The sequence below is a fragment of the Cedecea neteri NBRC 105707 = ATCC 33855 genome, from assembly GCF_001571265.1.
In the GTDB taxonomy this organism is placed as follows: Bacteria; Pseudomonadota; Gammaproteobacteria; order Enterobacterales; family Enterobacteriaceae; genus Cedecea; species Cedecea neteri.
In genome coordinates this window covers 17158-39227 of record NZ_BCTL01000004.1, presented here as the reverse complement: position 1 = coordinate 39227, position 22070 = coordinate 17158, and the positions used below count along the sequence as shown (strand labels likewise).

The window sequence follows — 22070 nt, the reverse complement described above, 5'->3', positions numbered from 1 at the left end:
GAACAGACCCACAAGGAGGATCGAATGGCATCATCATCACCGCAGAACATTTTTGACGACCCGGTATTTTTTGAAAATTACCGCCAGTTACGGGAGCAGGACTCCGGCCTTAACGGGCTGCTGGAGATCCCCGAGCTTTACTCCCTTCTGCCCGCGCTGGATGGCCTGAAGATCCTCGACCTGGGCTGCGGCTTTGGCGACTTTGCCCGCTTCGCCCGCGCCCACGGGGCGGCAAGCGTGATCGGTTATGATATCTCGGAAAAAATGCTGGCCCAGGCGCGTGCCGCCACACAGGACGCAAACATCAGCTACCACAATTTACCGCTGGAGCAGTTCTCACCGGAGGGTGAAACCTGGGATCTGGCTATTTCGTCGCTGGCGTTGCACTACATTGAAGATTTTGCCCGTCTGAGCAATACGATCTTTGCCGCGTTAAAACCCGGCGGGGAGTTTATCTTCTCTGTGGAACATCCGATATGCACCGCTTTCCCGGTAGGCTGGCAGCCGTATAAAGAAGAGGTTATCTGGCCGGTCAATCACTACCATCAGCAAGGCTTACGCCACACCAGTTGGTTCGTGGAGGATGTGAAAAAATATCACCGCACCACGGAAACCTATGTGAATACCTTGCTCGACAGCGGGTTTGCCCTCACCCGAATGCTCGAAACCAAGCCCACAGAGGAAACCCTTGCGCAGCACCCACGGCTGTCCAAAGAAATGCGCCGCCCGGCCTTTTTAATTCTTCGGGCGACCAAGCCTCGTTAAAGCGAAGATCGTGATGCGATTTAAGCCAGTACAGTGCCTCGCTTTATGCCCGGCACTGAATTAACCCGCAGATTCACTTCTTGTTTTTAGCACCTATTTTCCCCCTCGCCCCTTTGGGGAGAGGGTTGGGGTGAGGGGCCTTCCTTTTTTATCTCTCCGCAGCGGCGAGGAAAGCCTCAACCAGCGGGGAAGGTTTGCCTTTCAGCGCATTGCGTTCGTGCTGGAACAGCGTTGCCACAAAGAATGGGTGCCCCTGAAGTTCAACCGCGCGTATCTCGCCCTGTTTATCCCAGCCGGTCGGCTTCAACGGCTCATCGGCAAGCGCGGTGGCAAACAGTTCCGCGATACCGTAATTGCAGTGATAGCCCTCTTCAATTTCCGTCTCACCATAGGCACGCCCGACAATGGAGTCGGCCAGCAGCGCGATCTTGTCTGAAACTTCCACCAGCGAGCAGCTCAGGCGGCCAATCACCAGGCGCCCTTCGCTGGCGGTTTCCGCGTGGCCCGCATCCGCCCAGCCGAGCACGTTACGCGCATATTCCACCACCGTATACTGGAACCCGGCGCAGGTGCCGAGGAAAGGCACCCCGTTTTCTCGCGCGAAGCGAACGGCAAGGTAGGCGGCATCTTCATTCAGATAAGGGCTGGAAGGCACGCACCAGATTGCGTCGTAGCCCACCAGATCCTCAGGGCTGGTCACGTCCAGCGAGGAAACCCAGTCATAATCCGCGCCGACGCCAAGTGCGGCGGCCGCATTATCTAACGCCTGAGGAATGGCCTGATGAGCAATCACCGCCGGGTTATAATCGCCGACAAGCGCAATACGTAAAGTGGATTTCAACTGTGTGTCAGACATGCTTTGGTTGGCCTTATGTTTGAGGGAAGAGAACAACATAAGGAATCATAGAGTAGGCTGTTTACTCCACGCTGACAACCGCAAAAATTGGCAGGCCTTAGCCTCTATCCGGCAAGGCAAACAATGTAGTAACGTGTCGGGTTCACTTCGTCGATAAAAAACAATGAAAGCAAAAATACTGGTTAGCGCCTGCCTGATGGGGTTCAAAGTCCGCTATAACGGCAGCGAAAAATCACAAACTGGCGCGGCCCTCGCCCGCCTGCAGGATGAAGGTCGCCTGGTTATCCACTGCCCTGAACTCGCGGCCGGGCTTCCAACGCCCCGTCTTCCCGCCGAACTTAGCGGAGGCGACGGTGACGCCGCATTTCTCGGTCGCGCAGCCATTCTTGAGAGCGACGGCACGGACGTCACTGAATCTTATCTTCTTGCCGCCTGGCTCGCGCTGCAAACCGCCCAGGAGAATAACTGTCGCTTTGCTATTCTTACCGACGGTAGCCCGACCTGCGGCAGCCAGAAAATTTATGATGGTCACTTTGCAGGTAAAACAGTACCGGGTCAGGGCGTGGCGGCAGCGCTGTTGCGTCAGCACGGCATCGAAGTCTTTGCCGAGCATCAGATCCCGCAGCTGTTAAGCAGGCTAGAAGACGTCGATAAGGAGAAGGCATGATCCGCTGTAAACGAGTCTATGAAGCTCCGGCCGGGGATGACGGCTACCGGGTGCTGGTAGACAGACTGTGGCCGAGAGGGATGAAAAAAAGCGACCTGCGCTACGATGAATGGCCGAAGGAACTGGCGCCCTCGAACGAACTACGCAAAGCCTTTCATGGCGAAACTATCGACTTTGCCGCGTTCAGCGAACTCTACAGGCAAGAGCTTAGGCAACATCAGGACGCAGCCCAGGCGCTTGCCCGACACGGCGATAGCGGCACGCTGACGTTGCTGTATGGCGCCAAAAATACCGGCCAGAACCATGCGCTGGTGCTGGCCGACTTTTTACGCCACTGCCGGGATCAGTAGCTGAGGTGAAGCTCGTCTTCCTGCAGGGAAAAATCTTTATCCAGCGGCATTAAATGCTCGGCGCGCACAAAAGCGTAGCCCTGCCGCCCATCAAAAGCGATAACTTCGCCGGTCACCAGCCACAGCGGATAGTTTGCCTCCGGCGGCAACTGTGTTACCACGCCGGTCACCGGGTTAACAAAGCGCTCCCCCGGCTGGCACAGCCCGAACAACTCTACCGCTTTACCAATATTCACCCGCCCGGCGGCGGTACGAGCGCCGATGATCATCGCCAGGCTGCCCGGTTTTAATTGAAACATTGCTGCTCCCCTCACTTTTTCGCCGCGAGATCAGAACATTCCTGGAGCAAAAAGTAAACGGCATGACCATCAGTAACTAAGGTTTTTCTTAAATTATTTTGCGAGCCTGTCCGACAGCGCCGCCAGAAACAGCCGCAGCGCAGCGGGCAGATAGCTTCGGCTCCGATAAATACCGTAGATCCCCATCGATCGCGGCGGGTAAGCCTCAAGCACTTTGACCAGTTCCCCGCTCTCGAACCGGGGCTTTGCATCCTGAACCGGCAGCATCGCAATCCCCACGCCGTCGGCTACCGCGTCCATCAGTACGACGGAGTCATTGGCACTAAAATTACCGCTCACCTCCACGTTCAGCGGCTCGCCGTTTTCATCCACCATTTGCCAAATGTTGCGCAAAAAATAGCTATATTGCAGGCAATTGTGGTGCTCCAGATCGCCCGGCGTGCGCGGCATCCCTCTTTTCTCTATGTAAGACGGCGAGGCATAAAGCCGGGAGTCACATTCTCCTAAGCGGCGGGCAATAATATTGGGGTCGAGATCGTTAGTGATGCGAATGGCCAGATCGATACGCTCTTCAATCATGTTCACCGCCTGGCTGCTGACGTGCAGCTCAACCCGAAGATCCGGGTAATCACGCAGAAAGTCGGATAAAAAAGGCACAATGTAATAGCGGGCGCCAAACTGTGAACAGGCTACGCGCAGGGTGCCTGAGGGCAAATCCTGCTGCTTTTGAGCGGTAATGCTTTCTGCTACCTCGTTGAGTGCCCGGGTTTGCTGCAGCACCCGCTCACCGGTCGGCGTTAGCGTCAGCTTCCGGGACGAGCGATGCAGCAGCCGTTCTCCCGCCCAGTGTTCCATTTGCTCGAGATAGCGGCTAACCATTGGGCGGGACATATTTAACGCCCGCGCCGCCGCGCTCAGGCTGCCCAGCTCGCAAATGCGGGTATAGACTTTTGCTGCAATGATCCTGTCCATTCTTTCGCCCATCTGTTCGATTTATGAAACTCATCTTACCTTAATAAGGCCATTACGATTCACAAAATGCAATTTAAACTGTTTCTCATTCCCAAACGGGCTTATTCCTTCAGTTGATCAGGATAGAAAAGATGAAGACACATACCCTGGCCGCGGCCACCCTTTTGTTCACCAGCGCAAGCTTTGCTGCTCCGCTGACGCTCGACGTCTACAACCCGCAGGACAAAGGCGTCTTCCCTGTCACCTCTACGTTGATTAGCGGCCCAACGGAAGCCACGCTGGTCGATGCCCAGTTCAGCGTTAAAGACGGCGAAGCGCTGGTGAAGATGATCCAGCACAGCGGCAAAAAGCTGACCCGTATTCTCATCACCGCCGGTGACCCGGATTATTACTTTGGCCTTGAGCCGATTGTTAAAGCATATCCACAGGTAAAAATTGAGGCCACGCCGCTGGTCGTAGACCATATCAACAGCACCAAAGCTGAGAAGCTCAAATACTGGGGCCCAATACTGAAAGACGGCGCGCCAAAAGAAGTCTTCGTGCCGCAGGTGACGCATGAGACAACCTTCACCGTCGACGGTGAAAAAATTGAGCTGCGCCAGCCTGCCTCTCACGCGGCGTATCTGTGGATCCCGGCCAATAAAACCATTCTCGGCGGCGTGGGAGTCAGTTCCGGTATTCACGTCTGGACCGCCGATTCCCAGACAAAAGCTGCCCGTCAGGAATGGCGAGATGTGCTGGATGAAATGGCGGCCCTGAAACCGAAGCGCGTGATCCCAGGCCACTATATTGGCAAGGTCAAACCAGGCGCGGCGCCGGTGGTCTTTACCGGCGACTATTTAGCCGACTTTGAGCTGGCGCTGAAGAAAGGCAAAAGCGCCCCGGTGATTGCTGAGATGAAGCAAAAATATCCGGGCCTGGCCGATGAAAGCTCGCTGGAGATGAGCGCCAAAGTGAATACCGGCGAAATGAAATGGTGATTCTCTAAACGTTAAAAGGGAGCAAAAGCTCCCTTTAATATCATCAACAAATTGAAAAGGGAGCCTGCGCTCCCTTTTTTGTTATTTGAAGTCGACCTTCATCAGCTCCGGAATCGTATAATCCCGGGTGGTTTCCACACAGCGGCTGATGTAATCCACAAAGCGCGGCGGCGGAGACATACCTAAATCCAGCAGCTTCTCGTTGGAGAAACGCACGTTCAGCATGGAGAACTCTCCGTACAGGCGCATCGCACGCAGCATTAAGCGCTCATTGCACGGCCCGTAAATGGATTTGAAGCTTCTGCGGCTTTTCACCAGCTCGCTGTAATCCACCTGCTCGTAATTGGAGAAGATTGGCGTCTGGTTCAGCGCGTTGGACATCGCTTCATCGATGTCAGCAAAACGGATGCTGCTCACATCCCCGGCGGAGATGTGGTAGATCTTCTCTTTCAGCGAGTCGCTCTTCGCCAGCAGCAGCAGCGCTTCGGCGCAATAATCCACCGGAATAACGTCAATTTTGTCATCCAGTGAGCACATGAATTTCCCGAGCATCAGCACCATGCGGAAGACCCAGAAGATACTGCTGGACGGGCGGCAGCCCTGCTCGCTGTGCCCAACCACGATGGACGGACGAGCGATAACCAGCGGCAGCTGCGGGAACTGCTCAGACATCATGCGTTCGATGGTGGACTTAGACCAGGTGTACTGCACCAGGTGCTCTTCTTCCGGCTTGCTCGACATGCTTTCCGTCACTAGCGTACCCGCATCCGGTACGCAGGACATCGCGGTGCCGACATGCAGGAAACGCTGCAGGCCTTTCACCTGGGACATGCGGCGAGCAAACTGCAGAGTACCTTCCACGTTAACTTTCCAGATCAGCGCATTCTCGCCAAACGATGCCACCGCAGCGCAGTTAATTACGTGCGTGACGCTGGACAGTCTTTCATCATCAAGAAAATGTTCAGGCTCGGCTAAATCACCCAGCAATATATTTTCTGGGTTAATTTGCGCCAGCTGTGCTTCAGTACAACCAAAATTAGCAAGGTTATTTCTGATTCTGGCCACGCCCTCCTGAGGAGAGTTCGCTCGTACCAATAACAAGACGGTATTGAAAGAAGATTCAGAGAGGGATCGGGCTAAAACCGCGCCGCCCAGGAAACCTGTCGCACCGGTAATCAAAAGTTGACTCATTATTATAACCTCAGGAGTGAAAACACGAGCATAGTAAGATGGCAAAAATAAACGTTTCCTCAATAAAGCGGATTACCCTTACATAATGCCCAGTACTTTCGTGTAACGGTTTGTACATCCTTGTTTTAAAAGAAAAATAAAAATAATAAATTAATTTCAGGCGTAATTATTTTCACTATTTATTGATGTCGGGAATATTAAGAAAACCTTAATAAACGATAAACAAAACCGTTATTTCTGGGTAATCAGGAACTCTTTTTAATTTACGGAAAATAAAAAGCCCACAACAGTGGGCCAGGTGTGGGTGACAAAAGCAGTCATTTGTTCTCAGGCGAAGGTGCTCGACCGAGGCCAGTCAGTTCAATCCCGGGTCTGAACCCAGAACGCATGGATCAGGCCTGGGAAGTAGCCCAGCAGGGTGAGGATGATATTGAGGACGAAGGCCCAGCCAAAACCTTTGCCGATAAGCACACCCAACGGTGGCAGGATAATTGTGAAAACAACTCGCCAAAAGCCCATATAAACTCCTGATAAATTCGATTAGTCCATGCTAAAAAAACGCCTTACCTTTAAAGCGTAGACGAATCTTAGAAGTTTGTTCAGACCGATTATTCTGGAAAATTTAGTTTTATAACTCAACATTGAAAAAAAATATCATGCGGCGCTTGCTAACCATAACGACTCAGGATAATTTCTTGCCTTCGGTAGCTTGATGAACCCTCATTCCGCTATCGAAATATGCCTATATTTCTCCTCCCCTGGAGGGGCCGGAACCACTCAAAAAACGATCCGGTCGATCACCAATTATATTAATGATGATAGCCTTATGGTGACCCGGCGTTTGCCGGGTTTTTTCGATTATATTCCCGCGAATAATGCAATCAATGCCAATGCCGCAGGTGCAGCCTGGACATAAAGTATTTTTTTACTGGCCGTTAAACCACCAAATAAGCCGGCAGCCAGTACACAAATAAGGAAGAACAGTTTAAATTCATAGCCGCTGCCCGCCGCCAGCAGTCCATAAATTAATCCCGCCGCTAAAAAACCGTTGTACAGGCCCTGATTCGCCGCCAGGGTTTTCGACTGACGCGCAAACTCAGGGGACAACCCAAAAGCCTTTCGCCCCGCCGGTTTATCCCAAAGCACCATTTCCAGCACCAGAATATAAAGGTGAATCACAGCCACCAGGCCGATAAGAATATTGGCAATCATAGGCAATTCCTGAAGAGGTTATTTTGTCGACAGGCGCCGGCTAAACTTCATAGCCAAGCGCTTTTATCACGTGTTCCATCGCTTCGCTGGTCAGCGGAGAACGTTTGATTTTATGATTTGCAAGCATAGTTCTGACCACGCCGGCAATCACGATGTGTTTCGGTTCCTGCCCAAGATCCCGCATCTCCAGCACCACCTTACCCACCACGCGGCACATCTCCTGATACAACAGGTCATCTTTTGCTTTTTTATCCATCTCGCCTCCGGCTTATCTGTTTGATCTTACAGTAGCATTTAAGTCCTGAATTTATAACCTGAGAGGAGAAAAACGGCTATGCTATTCACTCATAGATAATAAACCAGGATGCCAGAGATGAGATTATCAGGACTGATTTTGGTGACCATGGCCGCATTTTCTTCAGCCACAGTATTTGCCGTCGACGTTTCGCAAATTTACGGCAAAATACAAATTGTCGACGCGTTCCCGGACTATAAAGTGCAGGTGGTCGATGCTTTTCAAGACCTGAGTGTTCAGAAAGTTTATGCCTTTGCGGATTCGCCTGGAAAGTGGCAAATCGTTGATGCTTTCCCGGACTATAAAATTCAGATAGTGGATGCGTTCCCTGACTTCACCATTAAATATGTTGATGCTTTCCCAGGACCACCGTAAATAGGCGTGCAGTACTTGCCACGATCAAAAAAGGCGCCTCTCAGCGCCTTTAGGTTGCTGACAAAGAGGAAAAAAGCGTGGTTTTTCCCTCTTTGTGGTTATCTGTCGAAAATCAATGAATTGATTTTCCTTTTTTTTAACGAGTCGTCTGGTATTTCTTCTCTCGCCAGAGGTTTGTCATCAGTCTGAAGGCGCCTCTCAGCGCCTTGATGTTAATCATCCCATTTAAACGTCACGCCAGCCCGGGCGGTGCTATTGCTGTTATCGCGATCGTACTTAGAGTAAGGGTCGGACAGCAGTTTTTGGTCACCTTTATCAAGCTTGCCGTACATATTTTGCGGTTTCTTCTCTTCGTTGCTCAGGCACACGTTCCCGTGGCAGCCAGGCTCCTCTTCCGCCTCACTCCAGACCAGCTCCGAAGCGGGTTTATTCGCGGCATAAGCCTGGGCGGTTAACAACATAGCGCAGATGATAAGCGTCTTATTCATAAACAATCCCTTTTATGATAATGATAATCAAATGCGATTTTAACATTTTCATGTTACTTGAGGACAATCAGTTTAAAACTGAACGTTATTGGCCAAAGCAGTAAAAAAATAGCGTACTAAAAGGCGGCCCTGAGCACTCGCTTATCCCAGGATCAGGACATCAACCGCCCTCTGTACCGCCACATCATCCAGGCCATTGGCGTAGAGCTTATGTATCATATCGGCTATCGATTCACGCGATAGCGTCTCTTTACGCGCCAGCAGTTGCACCACAGCCGTGCCGATCACCTGCAGCGTTTCAGGATGAAGCTCCTCGAAGACGTGCTTGTCCTTGTCCATAATCACTCCATAAATTAAATTCCCTGTCTTTCTAAACTAGCACAAGAGAACTCAGACAAAACTCGGATCTTTTCCTAATCCCCTTCCCTTTTACAACGTCGGCAAATAACTCATTGATACAACTCTGTAACATTTCGAAGATTTTTTATGTCTGAATTTTACAAGAATGAAAACGCTCACCAAATACTCGCTGTTCAACACCTCTGACAGCGCTTATCATTAATAAATACAGGGGTAAATCGGAGGATGTATGCTGCAACTCGATGTCTTTGGCAGGCGTTTGGGCATAAAGAGAGTCAATGAACAATGGCTGCTTTATCGCGTTGATCCTAATGAGGGGAAATATTCCCGGATTTATGATGTGGTTATCCCGGAATGGCTAACTGAGCAGGAACTCCCCGGCTGGCTCGGGGATATTTACCATGAGGCGGCGAGCGAGAAACATCCGGATGTCCGTTTCATTAATACCGGAGAGTCATATTCAGGTAAGGTCTGAGCATATAACGAGACAGGCGGAATTCGGCCCCATAATGACGGTTTTTAGTCCGGCCTCCTGGAATTAGTAGCCATCATACATAATGCATTGATTTTAAACATATAAGCAGCATATATTGCAGGACTAAACGGGAAGGAATGCGCTTTTACCAACGCTGTTCTCGTTTTATCTGAAACAATCAAATCAGGGCACCAAATAATGAAATTGAGTCTCAAGAAAAGCTTTATAGCCGTTATAGCCGCCTGTTCGCTCACCGCATGTGTCTCGAAAGGAAACTTTACTGACATGCTAAAAAATTATACGGGTAGCGATGCTTCAACAATATACCTGTATGATGATAACACTCACGAATACTCACTTGTCACCTATAGTCATAATGATAAAGATAAGTGTTATGAAAAAATCAATGATGAGCAACTGACAATATTGAGAAGGCTTCTGAAGAGTGAAACTATGGGGATGAATAAGTTCACCATAAAGCCGGATAAAAAATACGCCATAAAATCTATCGGCTTTGATAAATGGGGGGCATATATAACATCTATAGCATTCATCCCTGAAGCCAATAAAAGCTATTTCCTTAATAGTAGCAGTGGTGTGGTCGAGGTCGGAAATAATACTGACAAAGTGTATTTAAACAGACTTGCCGTCATGACACCTGAAGAAACAAAAAATCTGCCTCAGCCGAAAGCATGGCCGATTAAAAATAATACCTGTAGCAATTTCCTGACCGGCAGGTTGTAGACAAGTAAATTGCCACATGGAGTCTACGGGGAATAGTTCATCCTATAAAATATAAGGAAATGAAGATGGGGTTAAGCAAAGAAGGTTACCCGAAAGGCGTGTTGGTAAGAGCCGTGTGGGATTGTTGTTCTGAATTGTATGAGCAACTTGGCAGAGCGCCGACACGACAGGAGTTTATGGCAGAAATTCACCGTCGAGAACCGGATAGAAAAGGCATTAGCACGCATTCACGCCAATGGGGGGACTGGATGCGTCACCACAGTTTTAAAAGCGATATATCATTGAGTGGCCATACTATTCCGGATGAATATTTGGAACCACAACGTCTTCGGGTGGTATACGCAGTGGAACTGCTTGGTGAAGTTTCTGTTGCCGAAGTAGTTAAATGGATAATAACAAGCAATGCACCGCTTAAAAAATCTGAAATCGAATATCAGTTTCAGGCACTGACTGTGAATCACAATCAGCGATGGTTTCATCGCGGAACACGAAAAAGCATGCTGAGTAACAGTAACCATCCCATGGACAAGCTTTATCGTTCTGGAGCAGGAAGGGAAACGCGATATGTCATATACATACCTGAAAAGCATGGTATCTGGGACATCGCGGAGGATGGCAAAACGCCTGTTTGTATTGCAGCGCCTGGATTGGCCGATTTGATTATGCTGCAGCTCAGAGATGAAAGCGAACTCGCAAATAATATTCCTGCTGACGAAACATACCACGATGCACGTGTAAGGATACTGCAAGAAATACTTGCCCGAGAGGGACAACCAGCCTTCAGGCGTCGCCTTTTTCGTGCATATGAGGGTCAATGTGCCATCACCGGGTGTGCTATTTCTGCGTTGCTTGAAGCCGCACATCTCCGCCCTTATGCTGGCGCCTGGCATTCCCGGGCGTGTTTTGGGTTATTGCTGAGAACCGATATCCATACCTTGTTTGATAAAGGCTTGTTGTGGCTCGATAACGAATATCGGGTATGTCTTGCCCCTGCAATTATGCACACGGAATATAACACGTTACACGGTAAAGCTATTCGCTTACCCCGCTCCCCGGACGATTGGCCGCTGAAAGAACATATTGCCTGGCACCGAGATTTCTGCATTAAAAATAGCTGACTTTTCTCCGACTGAGTAACGTACCGTGATGTTGAGCGAGAAGCCGAACTGCTTTTCTTTGTGGGGCAGGTGATGCCCACAAAGCCCGGCAACATTCTGGAAAATATTGGTTGAACCCGGTATTTACTCAGTGCTACAAGAAAAGGGCAGTTTTTATAATGACTGTTCCAAAGACTCAACGCACACAAGAAGATCATAAATGATTAAGTCAGCTCAGCCAGCAACCACAGTTACCACTACCGGCACCTTCGGCGGCGTGGGCGTATCTGTGACTGGTTCCTGACAAAACAGACTCTGACTCCCCGCCAAACCGGACGGGGAAGAAAATTTCTCCGTTCATAACTGACTGAATGGAGATACATCATGATTTCATCTGAAAATGCGCTTTTAGTGATCGATATGCAGCAGGGGCTTTTCCGTGGCCCCGCCTCGCCATATTTTGCAGACGCGGTTCTGTCTAACATCTGCTTGCTGATTGAAAAAGCAAGGCTGGCTAGGGTGCCCGTATTTTTTGCCCGCCACACCGGGCCTGATAACTCCCCATTCTCAGAGCAAAGTCCGTTAACACAACTGATACCCGAACTAACCGTCAACGCTGAGCACGATGTCGTGTTTATCAAAAAGTCCCCCAACTGTTTCCGGGATACGAACCTGCAGCATCAGCTTAACCAACGAGGTGTTAAACAACTGGTTATCGCCGGGATGAAAACAGAATTTTGTGTGGATACGACCTGCCGTGCAGCGCCAGAGCTTGGGTTCAGGACCATACTGATTTCAGATGCGCATACAACAATGGATAACGAATATTTGTCAGCGAGTGAAATCATCAACCATCACAACGTTACGCTGGCTGGCCCGTTTGTGACACTCGCCACAGCGGCTGACTGGCGCTTTCATTCTGAGAAATGAATGTTAACCAGGGGCCGCCCCACGGCGGCTAAAATGCGTCATGTCAGATGAAGGTGCAAAGTGGACATTCCTTATAATTTCGCCGGCCAGCCCTGAAACAGGCTGGCACTTTTCAATTATGTTAACGCCCGGTGAATGCTTTCATCGGGCGTTTTGTGTTTAATGCTCCAGGTTGCAACCCTGCTTTAACTGTGTCGTGGTCGGGCGGTTTGTTTTTCATGCTGATTTCATTCGTATCCCTTCCTTAAGCCAAAGCCTATTTTTCTTCCCCAATAATTGACGGAGCTAACACTGCCAAAGTGCATATTTTTTTAAATGACAGGAAGCCCTGACGCTCTCTATAGAATAAAAGCAACGGCAGCTGAGGATGTGCCTGCAGGTGAGTTAATGGGTGACAACTATACATACGATTTTGTGGCAAACTCATACACTGAATAACGAAATTTATCTCTGATTATTATGGCGGGTGGAATTTTTTCTATGCGCCATTTTTTACGAAACACCACGCCTGGTAAACGTGGTTATCAGTCATTACGCTTCAGATTCAGGCTTACCGGCCAGCGGCGATCTCGAGAATGAATCTCTGCGCTTCCACTCATCAACGACATCACCCAAATTTTTGGCTACACCATTTCGTATCCATGCCATAAATTCGCGATCAAATCGAAAATGCGGACCACACTCCTCTATCATGAAACGGCGAACGTTTTGTGTATTTTTGTAGTGTTTATCCACTACAGTAGCGCGTGTTAATACAGCACTGTGCCAGTCGATGTTCACTTGTTCACTCCTGTACTAAACAACCGATTTCACAGGCAATCAGTGAATGCCTGTGATAATGCCCACCAATTATGGCAGTCCCAATTCACGTTTTTCATTTTGTGAACTCCCCCTTTATTAGGTAACTTATAACCCCAGCCCGTTACTGTCAGGGCATGAATCCATCCCGTGATGCTCGATATCCGATTACCCTGGGAAATCATAAAAATGAATAAGGCAAGTTTTGTTCGTATTTGGTTTGTATGCTCGACCATTTTCACTTGCAGCGTTGCAGGTAGAATGGTTGGTGACAATTTCTTTCATGGCTCCCAAGTTCCATGGCTAGTAGGATCGCTTACTGCGGTAGCCATAAGCTGGTATTCCTCTGAAAAAATTAAGAGTATCATATGACCTGGAGCAACTGAAACGGGCAGCCCATAACCAAAACGGATAAATACCGTCGCTGTGAGGCTGTCTTTCCCTGCTCCTTTGGAACCAGCAGACTTAACCGTAAAGGGCTGGGGTTTTCAATATGCCGCCGCAACGCTGTTTTCTGAACAGATTCCATCTTTCGCGTCTGGATGGGTTACATCCACTTTTCTGACTTGACGATAGGGATTGATGTAGATTTTATTTTGTTCGTTCTTTTTCATACAGAAATCAATTCAGGATGATAGCCATGAGAACATTCGTTATACCGTGGTTTATATTTATAAATACATACGGTTGTGTAGCTCTCGCTAACCAAATAAGTAATCAATATCTTTGTGATTCGAAATTACCCATGCTCATTGCTATCCCGGTATTAATTGTAACTAATGTCATGGCTGGAAGATCGCTCAAACAACCGAGTCAAAAACTATAAGTTATGCTTCTGCTATTTCAGGCATTTCTGCCTGATGTAGTCCTGCAGCCATGTTATTGCCAGGCCCGCAATACGGTTCAAACCTTCTGTGAAGTAGTTCAGTTGAACACGGGCGCTATCGGCGCTAAAACGGGATGGAGTTTTGGGGAAATATTTTGGAGAAGATTTTAAGGAATCAATTAAAAACGGGAACCCTAAGGTTCCCGTTGTCACATCACCAGCGGCGCTGATTACATGTGTTTAATGATAGCGTCGCCAAACTCTGAGCATTTCAGCAGCTTAGCGCCATCCATCAGACGCTCGAAGTCATAAGTTACGGTCTTAGCGTCGATAGCGCCTTCCATACCCTTAACGATCAGGTCAGCTGCTTCGAACCATTCCATATGACGCAGCATCATTTCTGCGGACAGAATGATGGAGCCTGGGTTTACTTTGTCCTGGCCTGCGTACTTAGGTGCGGTACCGTGGGTCGCTTCGAACAGCGCGCACTCGTCACCGATGTTTGCGCCCGGTGCGATACCGATGCCGCCAACTTGTGCTGCAAGGGCATCAGAAATGTAGTCGCCATTCAGGTTCATACAGGCGATCACATCGTATTCCGCAGGACGCAGCAGGATTTGCTGCAGGAACGCATCGGCGATCACGTCTTTTACAACGATCTCTTTGCCGGTGTTCGGGTTCTTGATTTTCACCCACGGGCCGCCGTCGATCAGCTCGCCGCCGAACTCTTCACGAGCCAGCTGGTAGCCCCAGTCTTTGAACGCGCCTTCGGTGAACTTCATGATGTTGCCTTTGTGCACCAGGGTCACGGAATCACGGTCGTTGGTGATCGCGTATTCGATGGCCGCACGTACCAGGCGTTTGGTGCCTTCTTCGGAGCAAGGCTTGATGCCGATCCCGCAGTGCTCAGGGAAGCGAATTTTCTTCACGCCCATTTCGTCACGCAGGAACTTGATAACCTTGTCAGCTTCAGCGCTGTCTGCTTTCCACTCGATGCCCGCATAGATATCTTCGGAGTTCTCACGGAAGATAACCATATCGGTCAGCTCAGGCTGTTTAACCGGGCTTGGGGTACCCTGGTAATAACGTACCGGGCGCAGGCAAACGTAAAGGTCCAGCTGCTGACGCAGCGCAACGTTAAGGGAGCGAATACCGCCGCCGACTGGGGTAGTCAGTGGGCCTTTGATGGCCACGCGATAGTCACGAATCAGGTCCAGAGTTTCTTCTGGCAGCCAGACGTCCTGGCCATAAACTTGGGTAGATTTTTCGCCGGTGTAGATTTCCATCCAGGAAATTTTCCGCTCGCCGTTGTAGGCTTTTGCCACGGCAGCATCCACCACTTTAATCATGGCAGGGGTCACGTCCACACCAATACCGTCCCCTTCAATGAACGGGATCACCGGGTTGTTAGGAACGTTGATTTTGCCATTTTGCAGGGTGATCTTTTTACCTTCCGCCGGAACGACTACTTTGCTTTCCATTCACCTCTCCTTCGAGCGCTTCTGGTTTTTTGTTAATGATTTGTAATTTGCGGGCTCATACTACTGCAATATCGGGCCCGCGCCAATCACTCATGTTTTCCGTTATAATGCGTCAATCCACCCGCGCTGAAAACACTATGAACAAAACTTCTTTTAGGAATCACCAAGTTAAACGATTCAGCAACCCACAAGCCGCCAGGCACAAGAAGCCTGCCGGACCAAAGAAGCTGGTTATCTTCAATAAGCCCTACGATGTGCTGCCGCAGTTCACCGACGAAGCCGGGCGCAGTACGCTAAAGGATTACATTCCTTTACAAGGTATCTATGCTGCGGGGCGCCTCGACCGGGACAGCGAAGGGCTGCTGGTGCTCACTAATGACGGGGCGCTGCAGGCCAAACTGACCCAGCCAGGCAAACGCACCGGCAAAATCTATTACGTGCAGGTTGAAGGCGAGCCAACGGAGGAAGCGCTGAGCGCCCTGCGGAACGGCGTCGAGCTGAATGACGGCCTCACATTGCCTGCAGGCGCCGAGTTGGTTGCCGAACCAGAGTGGCTGTGGCCGCGTAACCCGCCGATTCGCGAACGTAAGGCGATTCCCACCAGTTGGCTCAAGATCACCCTTTACGAAGGCCGTAACCGCCAGGTTCGCCGCATGACGGCGCACGTGGGCTACCCTACCCTGCGCCTGATTCGCTACGCCATGGGCGACTACACGCTGGAAGGCCTGACCAACGGCGAGTGGCGCGAAGTCCCGTTAACCACCTTATAAGGAGAAGCGATGTTTAAGCCGCATGTCACCGTGGCCTGCGTTGTCCAGGCCGAAGGCAAGTTTTTAGTCGTCGAAGAAACCATTCAGGGTAAAGCGCTCTGGAACCAGCCCGCCGGGCACCTCGAAGCCGACGAAACGCTGCTTCAGGCCGCGAAGCGCGAGCTGTGGGAAGAGACCGGCATTAGCGCCGAGCCGCAAAGTTTTATCCGCATGCACCAGTGGATCGCCCCGGACAACACACCTTTCCTGCGCTTTCTGTTTGCTATCGATCTGGACAAACAGCTGCCGACCACGCCGCACGATAGCGATATTGACCGCTGCCTGTGGCTCAATGCCGAAACCATTATAAATGCAGCCAATCTGCGCTCGCCGCTGGTGGCGGAAAGTATTCGCTGTTACCAGCAGGAGCCGCGTTATCCCCTGTCGGTACTGGGGGCTTTTAACTGGCCGTTTACAGAGGGTGTCAAGTAGCGGCCTGCGTGATAGAATACGCCGCTTTGAAGTTCAATGTCGTGAGTCTCTCCATGTCTGATAACAGCCAGAAAAAAGTGATCGTCGGGATGTCCGGCGGCGTCGATTCCTCCGTTTCCGCTTACCTGCTGATGCAGCAGGGCTATAAGGTGGAAGGCCTGTTCATGAAGAACTGGGAAGAAGACGATGGCGAGGAGTACTGCACCGCAGCGGAAGATTTAGCCGATGCGCAGGCCGTTTGCGACAAGCTGGGCATTGAACTGCACACGGTGAATTTTGCCGCAGAGTACTGGGACAACGTGTTCGAACTGTTCCTCGAAGAATACAAAGCCGGGCGCACGCCAAACCCGGATATTCTCTGCAACAAAGAGATCAAATTTAAAGCCTTCCTCGAATTCGCCGCCGAAGATTTAGGTGCCGACTACATCGCCACCGGCCACTACGTGCGCCGCGCTGACGTGAACGGTAAAAGCCAGCTGCTGCGCGGCCTGGACGGCAACAAAGACCAGAGCTACTTCCTTTATACGCTGAGCCACGAACAGATCGCCCAAAGCCTGTTCCCGGTCGGCGAGCTGGAAAAACCGGAAGTACGCCGCATCGCCGAAGAGCTGGATCTGGTCACCGCCAAGAAAAAAGATTCCACCGGCATCTGTTTCATCGGCGAACGCAAGTTCCGCGACTTCCTGGGCCGCTACCTGCCAGCCCAACCGGGTAAAATTATTACCGTAGACGGTGAAACCGTGGGCGAGCACCAGGGGCTGATGTATCACACCCTCGGCCAGCGTAAAGGCCTCGGTATCGGCGGTACCAAAGAAGGATCTGAAGATCCGTGGTACGTGGTCGATAAAGACGTCGCCAACAATATTCTTATCGTCGCACAGGGTCACGATCATCCGCGCCTGATGTCCGTCGGGCTGATTGCCCAGCAGCTTCATTGGGTGGATCGCGAGACGCTAACCGCGCCGCTGAGCTGTACGGTGAAAACCCGCTACCGCCAGACGGATATCCCCTGCACGATTACCCCGCTGGACGACGAGCGCATAGAAGTGCGCTTTGAAGAGCCGGTGGCTGCCGTTACCCCAGGCCAGTCCGCGGTGTTCTACCTCGGCGAAGTGTGCCTCGGCGGCGGCATTATTGAGCAGCGTTTGCCGCTCGTCAGTTAATTACACACAAGGACGCAGCCCGGTGGCTAAAAACTACTACGACATTACTCTCGCGCTGGCCGGCATTTGCCAGTCAGCCCGTCTGGTGCAGCAGTTAGCCCATCAGGGTCATTGCGACAGCGACGCGCTTCACGTCTCGCTCAACAGCGTGATTGACCAGAACCCTGGCTCAACCCTGGACGTTTTTGGCGGCAGCGAAGCTAACCTTAAGCTCGGGCTTGAAACCCTGCTTGGCGTGCTGAACGCCAGCAGCCGTCAGGGCCTGAACGCCGAGCTGACGCGCTATACGCTTAGCCTGATGGTGCTGGAGCGCAAACTCCACGCCGCCAAAGGTGCGATGGACACGCTCGGCAACAAAATTAACGGCCTGCAGCGCCAGCTGGAACACTTCGATCTCGAGTCCGACACGCTGTTAAGCGCCATGGCCGGGATCTACGTCGATGTCATCAGCCCGCTTGGCCCGCGTATTCAGGTCACCGGCTCCCCTGCCGTGCTGCAAAGCCCGCAGGTGCAGAGCAAAGTGCGTGCTGCGCTGCTGGCCGGTATTCGTGCCGCCGTGCTGTGGCACCAGGTTGGCGGTGGCCGCCTGCAGTTAATGTTTTCCCGTAGTCGCCTGACCGCTCAGGCCAAACAAATTCTTGCTCATTGTTAACCTCTCAGGAGTTGTTATGGAATTATCCTCACTGACCGCCGTTTCCCCCGTTGACGGGCGCTACGGCGACAAAGTCAGCGCTCTGCGCGCTATTTTCAGCGAATTCGGTCTGCTGAAATTCCGCGTACAGGTCGAAGTACGTTGGCTGCAAAAGCTGGCCGCGCACGCAGCGATCAAGGAAGTTCCTGCTTTTGATGCGGACGCAAACGGTTACCTTGATAAAATCGTCGCGGAGTTCAGCGAGGCTGACGCCGCGCGCATCAAAACCATCGAGCGCACCACTAACCACGACGTGAAAGCGGTGGAATACTTCCTGAAAGAGAAAGTGGAAGCGATCCCTGCCCTGCACGCGGTGTCCGAGTTTATTCACTTCGCCTGTACTTCTGAAGACATCAACAACCTGTCCCACGCGCTGATGCTCGACACCGCGCGTAAAGACGTGGTGCTGCCGTACTGGCGTAAAATCATCGACGCGGTGAAAGATCTCGCCGTGCAGTACCGCGACATTCCGCTGCTGTCCCGTACCCACGGTCAGCCGGCGACCCCGTCCACTATGGGTAAAGAGATGGCGAACGTCGCTTACCGCATGGAGCGCCAGTTCCGCCAGCTCGGCAACGTTGAAATCCTCGGAAAAATCAACGGCGCGGTCGGCAACTACAACGCCCACATCGCCGCTTACCCGGAAGTGGACTGGCACCAGTTCAGCGAGGAGTTCGTGACTTCCCTGGGCATTCAGTGGAACCCGTACACCACCCAGATAGAGCCGCACGACTACATCGCCGAGCTGTTTGACTGCATCGCGCGCTTCAACACCATCCTGATCGACTTCGACCGCGACGTGTGGGGCTACGTGGCCCTGAACCACTTCAAGCAGAAGACTATCGCCGGTGAAATTGGCTCCTCCACCATGCCGCACAAGGTGAACCCGATTGACTTCGAAAACTCCGAAGGCAACCTCGGCCTGTCCAACGCCGTACTGCAGCACCTGGCAAGCAAGCTGCCGGTTTCCCGCTGGCAGCGCGACCTGACCGACTCCACGGTGCTGCGTAACCTGGGCGTGGGTATCGGCTACGCGCTGATCGCCTATCAGTCCACGCTGAAGGGCGTGAGCAAACTGGAAGTGAACCGTGACCGTCTGCTGGACGAGCTGGATCACAACTGGGAAGTGCTGGCAGAGCCGATTCAGACCGTAATGCGTCGCTACGGCATCGAAAAGCCATACGAGAAACTGAAAGAGCTGACCCGCGGCAAACGCGTTGACGCCGAAGGCATGAAGCAGTTCATCGACAGCCTCGAGCTGCCGGAAGAAGAGAAAACTCGCCTGAAGGCCATGACGCCGGCCAACTACATAGGCCGCGCCATCACCATGGTTGACGAGCTGAAGTAATGAAAACGGCCCTCTCCGGAGGGCTTTTTTTTGTCTTCCGTATGCCCCTCACCCCGGCCCTCTCCCCATAGGGGCGAGGGGGAAAATAAGGGACTAAGCACATTTTTTATCCCCTCTCCCTCCGGGAGAGGGTTAGGGTGAGGGCCTCCAGCCGAATGGATTGTTGACTCAGCGTTAATCTCCATAAGGGCATTGTTTATACGAGGTTTATTTCCTGTCATTAATAATTAGCGCTAAACTATCAATACTATGAATGGATTGAGGAAATACAATGCGCGTACTGGTCGTGGAAGATAATGCCCTGCTGCGTCATCACCTGAAGGTACAGCTGCGTGAAGCAGGCCACCAGGTGGATGCGGCCGAGGATGCCAAAGAGGCAGACTATTTCCTTAATGAACATACACCGGACATTGCGATTGTTGACTTAGGGCTGCCGGACGAAGACGGCATGAGCCTGATCCGCCGCTGGCGTAGCCATGACGTCACCATCCCAATTCTGGTGCTGACCGCCCGCGAAGGCTGGCAGGACAAAGTTGAAGTGCTGGGTGCCGGGGCCGATGACTACGTCACCAAACCTTTCCATCTGGAAGAAGTTGTCGCCCGCATGCAGGCGCTGATGCGTCGTAACAGCGGCCTGGCTTCACAGGTGATTTCTCTACCGCCGTTCCAGGTCGATTTGTCCCGTCGCGAGCTGTCGATCAACGATAACCTGATCAAGCTCACCGCGTTTGAATACACCATCATGGAAACCATCATCCGTAACGCCGGGAAAGTGGTCAGCAAAGATTCACTGATGCTGCAGCTCTACCCGGATGCCGAGCTGCGCGAGAGCCACACCATTGACGTGCTGATGGGCCGTTTACGTAAAAAAATTCAGGCTGAATACCCGCAGGAAGTGATCACCACCGTGCGCGGACAGGGCTACAGGTTCGATCTCCACTAAATGCTGAACATCTTTCGCCATATCCTGCCGCTTTCGCTGCGGGTTCGTTTCTTACTGGCTACCGCCGCGGTTGTGATGGTGCTTTCCCTGGCTTACGGCCTGGTGGCGCTGGTCGGTTACAGCGTTAGCTTCGATAAAACCACCTTCCGCCTGCTGCGCGGTGAAAGTAACCTGTTCTATACGCTTTCCAGCTGGAAGGACGGCAAGCTACAGGTAGATTTGCCCGACAACATCAGCATACAAAGCCCGACCATGGCGCTGATTTACGACGAGCACGGCAAGCTGCTGTGGATGCAGCGTAATGTCCCCGATGTGGTGCAGCAGATCCAGAAAGAGTGGCTGACCGGCAACGGATTCCACGAGCTGGAGGCCGACTACGCCACCAGTACCGCGCTATTGGACAACGACAAAGACCGCCTCGCCCAGTTGAAAGACATGCACGATGACGAGAGCGACGACGGCTACGAAATGACCCACTCGGTGGCGGTCAACCTCTACCCTGCGACACCGCGCATGCCGGCTCTGACCGTCGTTGTGGTGGACACCATTCCTATCGAGCTGAAGCGCTCGTACATGGTGTGGAGCTGGTTTATTTACGTCCTGCTGGCCAACCTGCTGCTGGTCGTCCCGCTACTGTGGCTGGCCGCCTGGTGGAGCCTGCGCCCGATTCAGGAACTGGCGCAGGAAGTGCGGGAGCTGGAGAAACACGACCGCGACAGCCTGAACCCGGACACCACGCGCGAGCTGACCAGCCTGGTCCGCAACCTTAACCAGCTGCTGCGTACCGAGCGCGACCGGCACGACAAATACCGCACTACGCTGACGGACTTAACCCACAGCCTGAAAACCCCGCTCGCCGTGCTGCAGTCGACCCTGCGTTCGCTGCGCACTGACAAGATGAACGTCGAGCAGGCCGAGCCGGTGATGCTGGAGCAGATCAGCCGTATCTCGCAGCAGATTGGTTACTATCTGCATCGCGCCAGCATGCGCGGCAACAGCACGCTGCTTAGCCGCGAGCTGCATTCCGTTGCGCCGCTGCTGGACAACCTGTGCTCGGCGCTGAACAAGGTTTACCAGCGCAAAGGGGTGAACATCACGCTGGATGTCTCGCCGGAAATCACCTTTATCGGCGAACAAAATGACTTTATGGAAGTGATGGGCAACCTGCTGGATAACGCCTGTAAATACTGCCTCGAGTTCGTGGAAGTGACCGCCCGCCAGACCGACGACGCGCTGCACCTGATCGTCGAAGACGACGGCCCCGGCATTCCGGAAAGCAAGCGTGCGATGGTCTTTGATCGAGGCCAGCGGGCCGATACGCTGCGCCCAGGCCAGGGCGTGGGGCTGTCGGTTGCCAGAGAAATTGTTGAGCAATACAACGGCGAGATCCAGACAGGAGCCAGTATTTTGGGCGGCGCACGCATGGAAGTTATTTTCGCCCGCCAGCAGCCGGAACAGGATGAAGGGTGAAATAGTCCCGTAACCCGGCTCGCCATCCGTTATAATCCGTGTCAGGCTCCTCC

General features: G+C 52.1%; 28 protein-coding genes. 16 read left to right on the top strand and 12 right to left on the bottom strand.

Translation table 11 applies throughout. The features are described from left to right. The first annotated feature begins 24 nt into the window (after positions 1–24). A complete protein-coding gene (locus tag CNE01S_RS02010) occupies positions 25–765 on the top strand; it encodes a class I SAM-dependent methyltransferase (RefSeq protein ID WP_061272839.1) in 741 nt (246 codons plus the stop codon). Between the two features lie 148 nt (positions 766–913). Here the strand turns inward: CNE01S_RS02010 and CNE01S_RS02005 are convergent, their stop codons facing one another. Next, positions 914–1621: a CTP synthase C-terminal region-related (seleno)protein gene (locus CNE01S_RS02005; RefSeq protein WP_061273079.1), complete on the bottom strand. Its 708-nt coding sequence runs from the start codon at positions 1619–1621 to the stop codon at positions 914–916. Between the two features lie 163 nt (positions 1622–1784). Here CNE01S_RS02005 and CNE01S_RS02000 point away from each other — a divergent pair, with 163 nt between their 5' ends. Together CNE01S_RS02000 and CNE01S_RS01995 are read left to right on the top strand one after the other, a co-directional pair. Next, the gene (locus CNE01S_RS02000; protein WP_061272836.1) at positions 1785–2288 is read left to right on the top strand and encodes a 2-thiouracil desulfurase family protein; all 504 of its coding nucleotides are present in this window, start codon (positions 1785–1787) and stop codon (positions 2286–2288) included. Then, positions 2285–2638 carry a DUF488 domain-containing protein gene (locus CNE01S_RS01995; protein ID WP_061272834.1) on the top strand — a complete coding sequence of 118 codons (354 nt, stop codon included), beginning with the start codon at positions 2285–2287 and terminating at the stop codon, positions 2636–2638. Before CNE01S_RS02000 ends, CNE01S_RS01995 begins: the two co-directional genes overlap by 4 nt. Here CNE01S_RS01995 and CNE01S_RS01990 read toward each other — a convergent pair. After that, positions 2632–2937: a hypothetical protein gene (locus CNE01S_RS01990; protein ID WP_061272831.1), complete on the bottom strand. Its 306-nt coding sequence runs from the start codon at positions 2935–2937 to the stop codon at positions 2632–2634. The two genes, CNE01S_RS01995 and CNE01S_RS01990, sit on opposite strands and share 7 nt — an antisense overlap. 93 nt (positions 2938–3030) lie before the next feature. Beyond that, positions 3031–3909, bottom strand: a complete 879-nt coding sequence (locus tag CNE01S_RS01985) for a LysR family transcriptional regulator (RefSeq protein ID WP_061273076.1) — start codon at positions 3907–3909, stop codon at positions 3031–3033. A gap of 131 nt (positions 3910–4040) precedes the next feature. Between CNE01S_RS01985 and CNE01S_RS01980 the strand changes: the two genes are divergently transcribed. Next, a complete protein-coding gene (locus CNE01S_RS01980) occupies positions 4041–4889 on the top strand; it encodes a Vmh family MBL fold metallo-hydrolase (RefSeq protein WP_061272827.1) in 849 nt (282 codons plus the stop codon). A gap of 81 nt (positions 4890–4970) precedes the next feature. Here the strand turns inward: CNE01S_RS01980 and CNE01S_RS01975 are convergent, their stop codons facing one another. The 4 genes from CNE01S_RS01975 to fumD form a co-directional block, all read right to left on the bottom strand. Beyond that, positions 4971–6080, bottom strand: a complete 1110-nt coding sequence (locus tag CNE01S_RS01975; protein WP_061272824.1) for an SDR family oxidoreductase — start codon at positions 6078–6080, stop codon at positions 4971–4973. Positions 6081–6440: 360 nt separating this feature from the next. Next, positions 6441–6599 carry a YqaE/Pmp3 family membrane protein gene (locus CNE01S_RS24250; RefSeq protein WP_072279081.1) on the bottom strand — a complete coding sequence of 53 codons (159 nt, stop codon included), beginning with the start codon at positions 6597–6599 and terminating at the stop codon, positions 6441–6443. 339 nt (positions 6600–6938) lie between these two features. After that, the gene (locus tag CNE01S_RS01970) at positions 6939–7292 is read right to left on the bottom strand and encodes a DUF1304 domain-containing protein (protein WP_169799393.1); all 354 of its coding nucleotides are present in this window, start codon (positions 7290–7292) and stop codon (positions 6939–6941) included. A 40-nt stretch (positions 7293–7332) separates the two neighbouring features. Then, the gene (fumD, locus tag CNE01S_RS01965; protein ID WP_061272821.1) at positions 7333–7548 is read right to left on the bottom strand and encodes a fumarate hydratase FumD; all 216 of its coding nucleotides are present in this window, start codon (positions 7546–7548) and stop codon (positions 7333–7335) included. 117 nt (positions 7549–7665) lie between these two features. On the opposite strand from fumD, the gene CNE01S_RS01960 reads away from it, so the two are divergent. Next, positions 7666–7962, top strand: a complete 297-nt coding sequence (locus CNE01S_RS01960; RefSeq protein WP_061272819.1) for a 7(1) septoil knot domain-containing protein — start codon at positions 7666–7668, stop codon at positions 7960–7962. A gap of 212 nt (positions 7963–8174) precedes the next feature. Here CNE01S_RS01960 and CNE01S_RS01955 read toward each other — a convergent pair whose 3' ends face one another. Continuing rightward, positions 8175–8450, bottom strand: coding sequence for a hypothetical protein (locus tag CNE01S_RS01955; protein WP_061272816.1), 276 nt, complete (start codon positions 8448–8450; stop codon positions 8175–8177). Positions 8451–8591: 141 nt separating this feature from the next. Continuing rightward, entirely contained in the window at positions 8592–8789 is a 198-nt protein-coding gene (locus CNE01S_RS01950) for a hypothetical protein (RefSeq protein WP_061272813.1), read from the bottom strand. A 250-nt stretch (positions 8790–9039) separates the two neighbouring features. Between CNE01S_RS01950 and CNE01S_RS01945 the strand changes: the two genes are divergently transcribed. From CNE01S_RS01945 to CNE01S_RS01930, 4 genes are all read left to right on the top strand, one after another. Then, on the top strand, positions 9040–9285 hold the full coding sequence (locus CNE01S_RS01945; protein WP_061272810.1) for a DUF7661 family protein: 246 nt from the start codon (positions 9040–9042) through the stop codon (positions 9283–9285). A gap of 198 nt (positions 9286–9483) precedes the next feature. Then, positions 9484–10029 (top strand): hypothetical protein, encoded by a 546-nt coding sequence (locus CNE01S_RS01940; RefSeq protein WP_061272807.1) that lies wholly within the window; start codon positions 9484–9486, stop codon positions 10027–10029. Positions 10030–10094: 65 nt separating this feature from the next. Then, positions 10095–11147, top strand: a complete 1053-nt coding sequence (locus CNE01S_RS01935) for an HNH endonuclease (protein ID WP_061272803.1) — start codon at positions 10095–10097, stop codon at positions 11145–11147. 363 nt (positions 11148–11510) lie between these two features. Then, entirely contained in the window at positions 11511–12056 is a 546-nt protein-coding gene (locus CNE01S_RS01930) for a cysteine hydrolase family protein (RefSeq protein ID WP_061272800.1), read from the top strand. 531 nt (positions 12057–12587) lie between these two features. Here the strand turns inward: CNE01S_RS01930 and CNE01S_RS24245 are convergent. From CNE01S_RS24245 to icd, 3 genes are all read right to left on the bottom strand, one after another. After that, positions 12588–12836, bottom strand: a complete 249-nt coding sequence (locus CNE01S_RS24245; protein ID WP_072279080.1) for a DUF6434 domain-containing protein — start codon at positions 12834–12836, stop codon at positions 12588–12590. 506 nt (positions 12837–13342) lie between these two features. Then, entirely contained in the window at positions 13343–13468 is a 126-nt protein-coding gene (locus CNE01S_RS25705; RefSeq protein ID WP_255212410.1) for a hypothetical protein, read from the bottom strand. A gap of 442 nt (positions 13469–13910) precedes the next feature. Continuing rightward, the gene (gene icd, locus CNE01S_RS01925; RefSeq protein ID WP_061272797.1) at positions 13911–15161 is read right to left on the bottom strand and encodes an NADP-dependent isocitrate dehydrogenase; all 1251 of its coding nucleotides are present in this window, start codon (positions 15159–15161) and stop codon (positions 13911–13913) included. A 107-nt stretch (positions 15162–15268) separates the two neighbouring features. On the opposite strand from icd, the gene rluE reads away from it, so the two are divergent. The 7 genes from rluE to phoQ all read left to right on the top strand — a co-directional run bounded on the left by rluE (position 15269) and on the right by phoQ (position 22017). Then, a complete protein-coding gene (rluE, locus tag CNE01S_RS01920) occupies positions 15269–15931 on the top strand; it encodes a 23S rRNA pseudouridine(2457) synthase RluE (RefSeq protein WP_061272794.1) in 663 nt (220 codons plus the stop codon). A gap of 9 nt (positions 15932–15940) precedes the next feature. Further along, a complete protein-coding gene (locus CNE01S_RS01915; protein WP_061272791.1) occupies positions 15941–16402 on the top strand; it encodes an NUDIX hydrolase in 462 nt (153 codons plus the stop codon). A 53-nt stretch (positions 16403–16455) separates the two neighbouring features. After that, positions 16456–17565 carry a tRNA 2-thiouridine(34) synthase MnmA gene (gene mnmA, locus CNE01S_RS01910; RefSeq protein WP_061272788.1) on the top strand — a complete coding sequence of 370 codons (1110 nt, stop codon included), beginning with the start codon at positions 16456–16458 and terminating at the stop codon, positions 17563–17565. Between the two features lie 22 nt (positions 17566–17587). Then, positions 17588–18217, top strand: coding sequence for a high frequency lysogenization protein HflD (gene hflD / locus CNE01S_RS01905; RefSeq protein WP_061272785.1), 630 nt, complete (start codon positions 17588–17590; stop codon positions 18215–18217). A gap of 16 nt (positions 18218–18233) precedes the next feature. Next, entirely contained in the window at positions 18234–19604 is a 1371-nt protein-coding gene (gene purB / locus CNE01S_RS01900; protein ID WP_061272782.1) for an adenylosuccinate lyase, read from the top strand. A gap of 271 nt (positions 19605–19875) precedes the next feature. Next, complete coding sequence (phoP, locus tag CNE01S_RS01895; protein ID WP_016535912.1) at positions 19876–20547, top strand: two-component system response regulator PhoP; 672 nt, start codon at positions 19876–19878, stop codon at positions 20545–20547. Beyond that, positions 20548–22017, top strand: coding sequence for a two-component system sensor histidine kinase PhoQ (phoQ, locus tag CNE01S_RS01890; protein ID WP_061272779.1), 1470 nt, complete (start codon positions 20548–20550; stop codon positions 22015–22017). It begins immediately after the preceding gene. Positions 22018–22070 lie beyond the last annotated feature (53 nt).

Coding starts and splice junctions, on each gene's coding strand:
- purB (WP_061272782.1), top strand. CDS start 18,234: ATGGAATTATCCTCACTGACCGCCGTTTCCCCCGTTGACGGGCGCTAC.
- CNE01S_RS25705 (WP_255212410.1), bottom strand. CDS start 13,468: ATGAAAAAGAACGAACAAAATAAAATCTACATCAATCCCTATCGTCAA.
- CNE01S_RS01930 (WP_061272800.1), top strand. CDS start 11,511: ATGATTTCATCTGAAAATGCGCTTTTAGTGATCGATATGCAGCAGGGG.
- icd (WP_061272797.1), bottom strand. CDS start 15,161: ATGGAAAGCAAAGTAGTCGTTCCGGCGGAAGGTAAAAAGATCACCCTG.
- CNE01S_RS01915 (WP_061272791.1), top strand. CDS start 15,941: ATGTTTAAGCCGCATGTCACCGTGGCCTGCGTTGTCCAGGCCGAAGGC.
- CNE01S_RS01975 (WP_061272824.1), bottom strand. CDS start 6,080: ATGAGTCAACTTTTGATTACCGGTGCGACAGGTTTCCTGGGCGGCGCG.
- mnmA (WP_061272788.1), top strand. CDS start 16,456: ATGTCTGATAACAGCCAGAAAAAAGTGATCGTCGGGATGTCCGGCGGC.
- CNE01S_RS02000 (WP_061272836.1), top strand. CDS start 1,785: ATGAAAGCAAAAATACTGGTTAGCGCCTGCCTGATGGGGTTCAAAGTC.
- CNE01S_RS01950 (WP_061272813.1), bottom strand. CDS start 8,789: ATGGACAAGGACAAGCACGTCTTCGAGGAGCTTCATCCTGAAACGCTG.
- CNE01S_RS02010 (WP_061272839.1), top strand. CDS start 25: ATGGCATCATCATCACCGCAGAACATTTTTGACGACCCGGTATTTTTT.
- CNE01S_RS01960 (WP_061272819.1), top strand. CDS start 7,666: ATGAGATTATCAGGACTGATTTTGGTGACCATGGCCGCATTTTCTTCA.
- fumD (WP_061272821.1), bottom strand. CDS start 7,548: ATGGATAAAAAAGCAAAAGATGACCTGTTGTATCAGGAGATGTGCCGC.
- CNE01S_RS01995 (WP_061272834.1), top strand. CDS start 2,285: ATGATCCGCTGTAAACGAGTCTATGAAGCTCCGGCCGGGGATGACGGC.
- CNE01S_RS01945 (WP_061272810.1), top strand. CDS start 9,040: ATGCTGCAACTCGATGTCTTTGGCAGGCGTTTGGGCATAAAGAGAGTC.
- CNE01S_RS01935 (WP_061272803.1), top strand. CDS start 10,095: ATGGGGTTAAGCAAAGAAGGTTACCCGAAAGGCGTGTTGGTAAGAGCC.
- CNE01S_RS01985 (WP_061273076.1), bottom strand. CDS start 3,909: ATGGACAGGATCATTGCAGCAAAAGTCTATACCCGCATTTGCGAGCTG.
- CNE01S_RS01970 (WP_169799393.1), bottom strand. CDS start 7,292: ATGATTGCCAATATTCTTATCGGCCTGGTGGCTGTGATTCACCTTTAT.
- CNE01S_RS24250 (WP_072279081.1), bottom strand. CDS start 6,599: ATGGGCTTTTGGCGAGTTGTTTTCACAATTATCCTGCCACCGTTGGGT.
- CNE01S_RS01940 (WP_061272807.1), top strand. CDS start 9,484: ATGAAATTGAGTCTCAAGAAAAGCTTTATAGCCGTTATAGCCGCCTGT.
- phoP (WP_016535912.1), top strand. CDS start 19,876: ATGCGCGTACTGGTCGTGGAAGATAATGCCCTGCTGCGTCATCACCTG.
- CNE01S_RS01955 (WP_061272816.1), bottom strand. CDS start 8,450: ATGAATAAGACGCTTATCATCTGCGCTATGTTGTTAACCGCCCAGGCT.
- CNE01S_RS01990 (WP_061272831.1), bottom strand. CDS start 2,937: ATGTTTCAATTAAAACCGGGCAGCCTGGCGATGATCATCGGCGCTCGT.
- rluE (WP_061272794.1), top strand. CDS start 15,269: ATGCGTCAATCCACCCGCGCTGAAAACACTATGAACAAAACTTCTTTT.
- CNE01S_RS01980 (WP_061272827.1), top strand. CDS start 4,041: ATGAAGACACATACCCTGGCCGCGGCCACCCTTTTGTTCACCAGCGCA.
- phoQ (WP_061272779.1), top strand. CDS start 20,548: ATGCTGAACATCTTTCGCCATATCCTGCCGCTTTCGCTGCGGGTTCGT.
- CNE01S_RS02005 (WP_061273079.1), bottom strand. CDS start 1,621: ATGTCTGACACACAGTTGAAATCCACTTTACGTATTGCGCTTGTCGGC.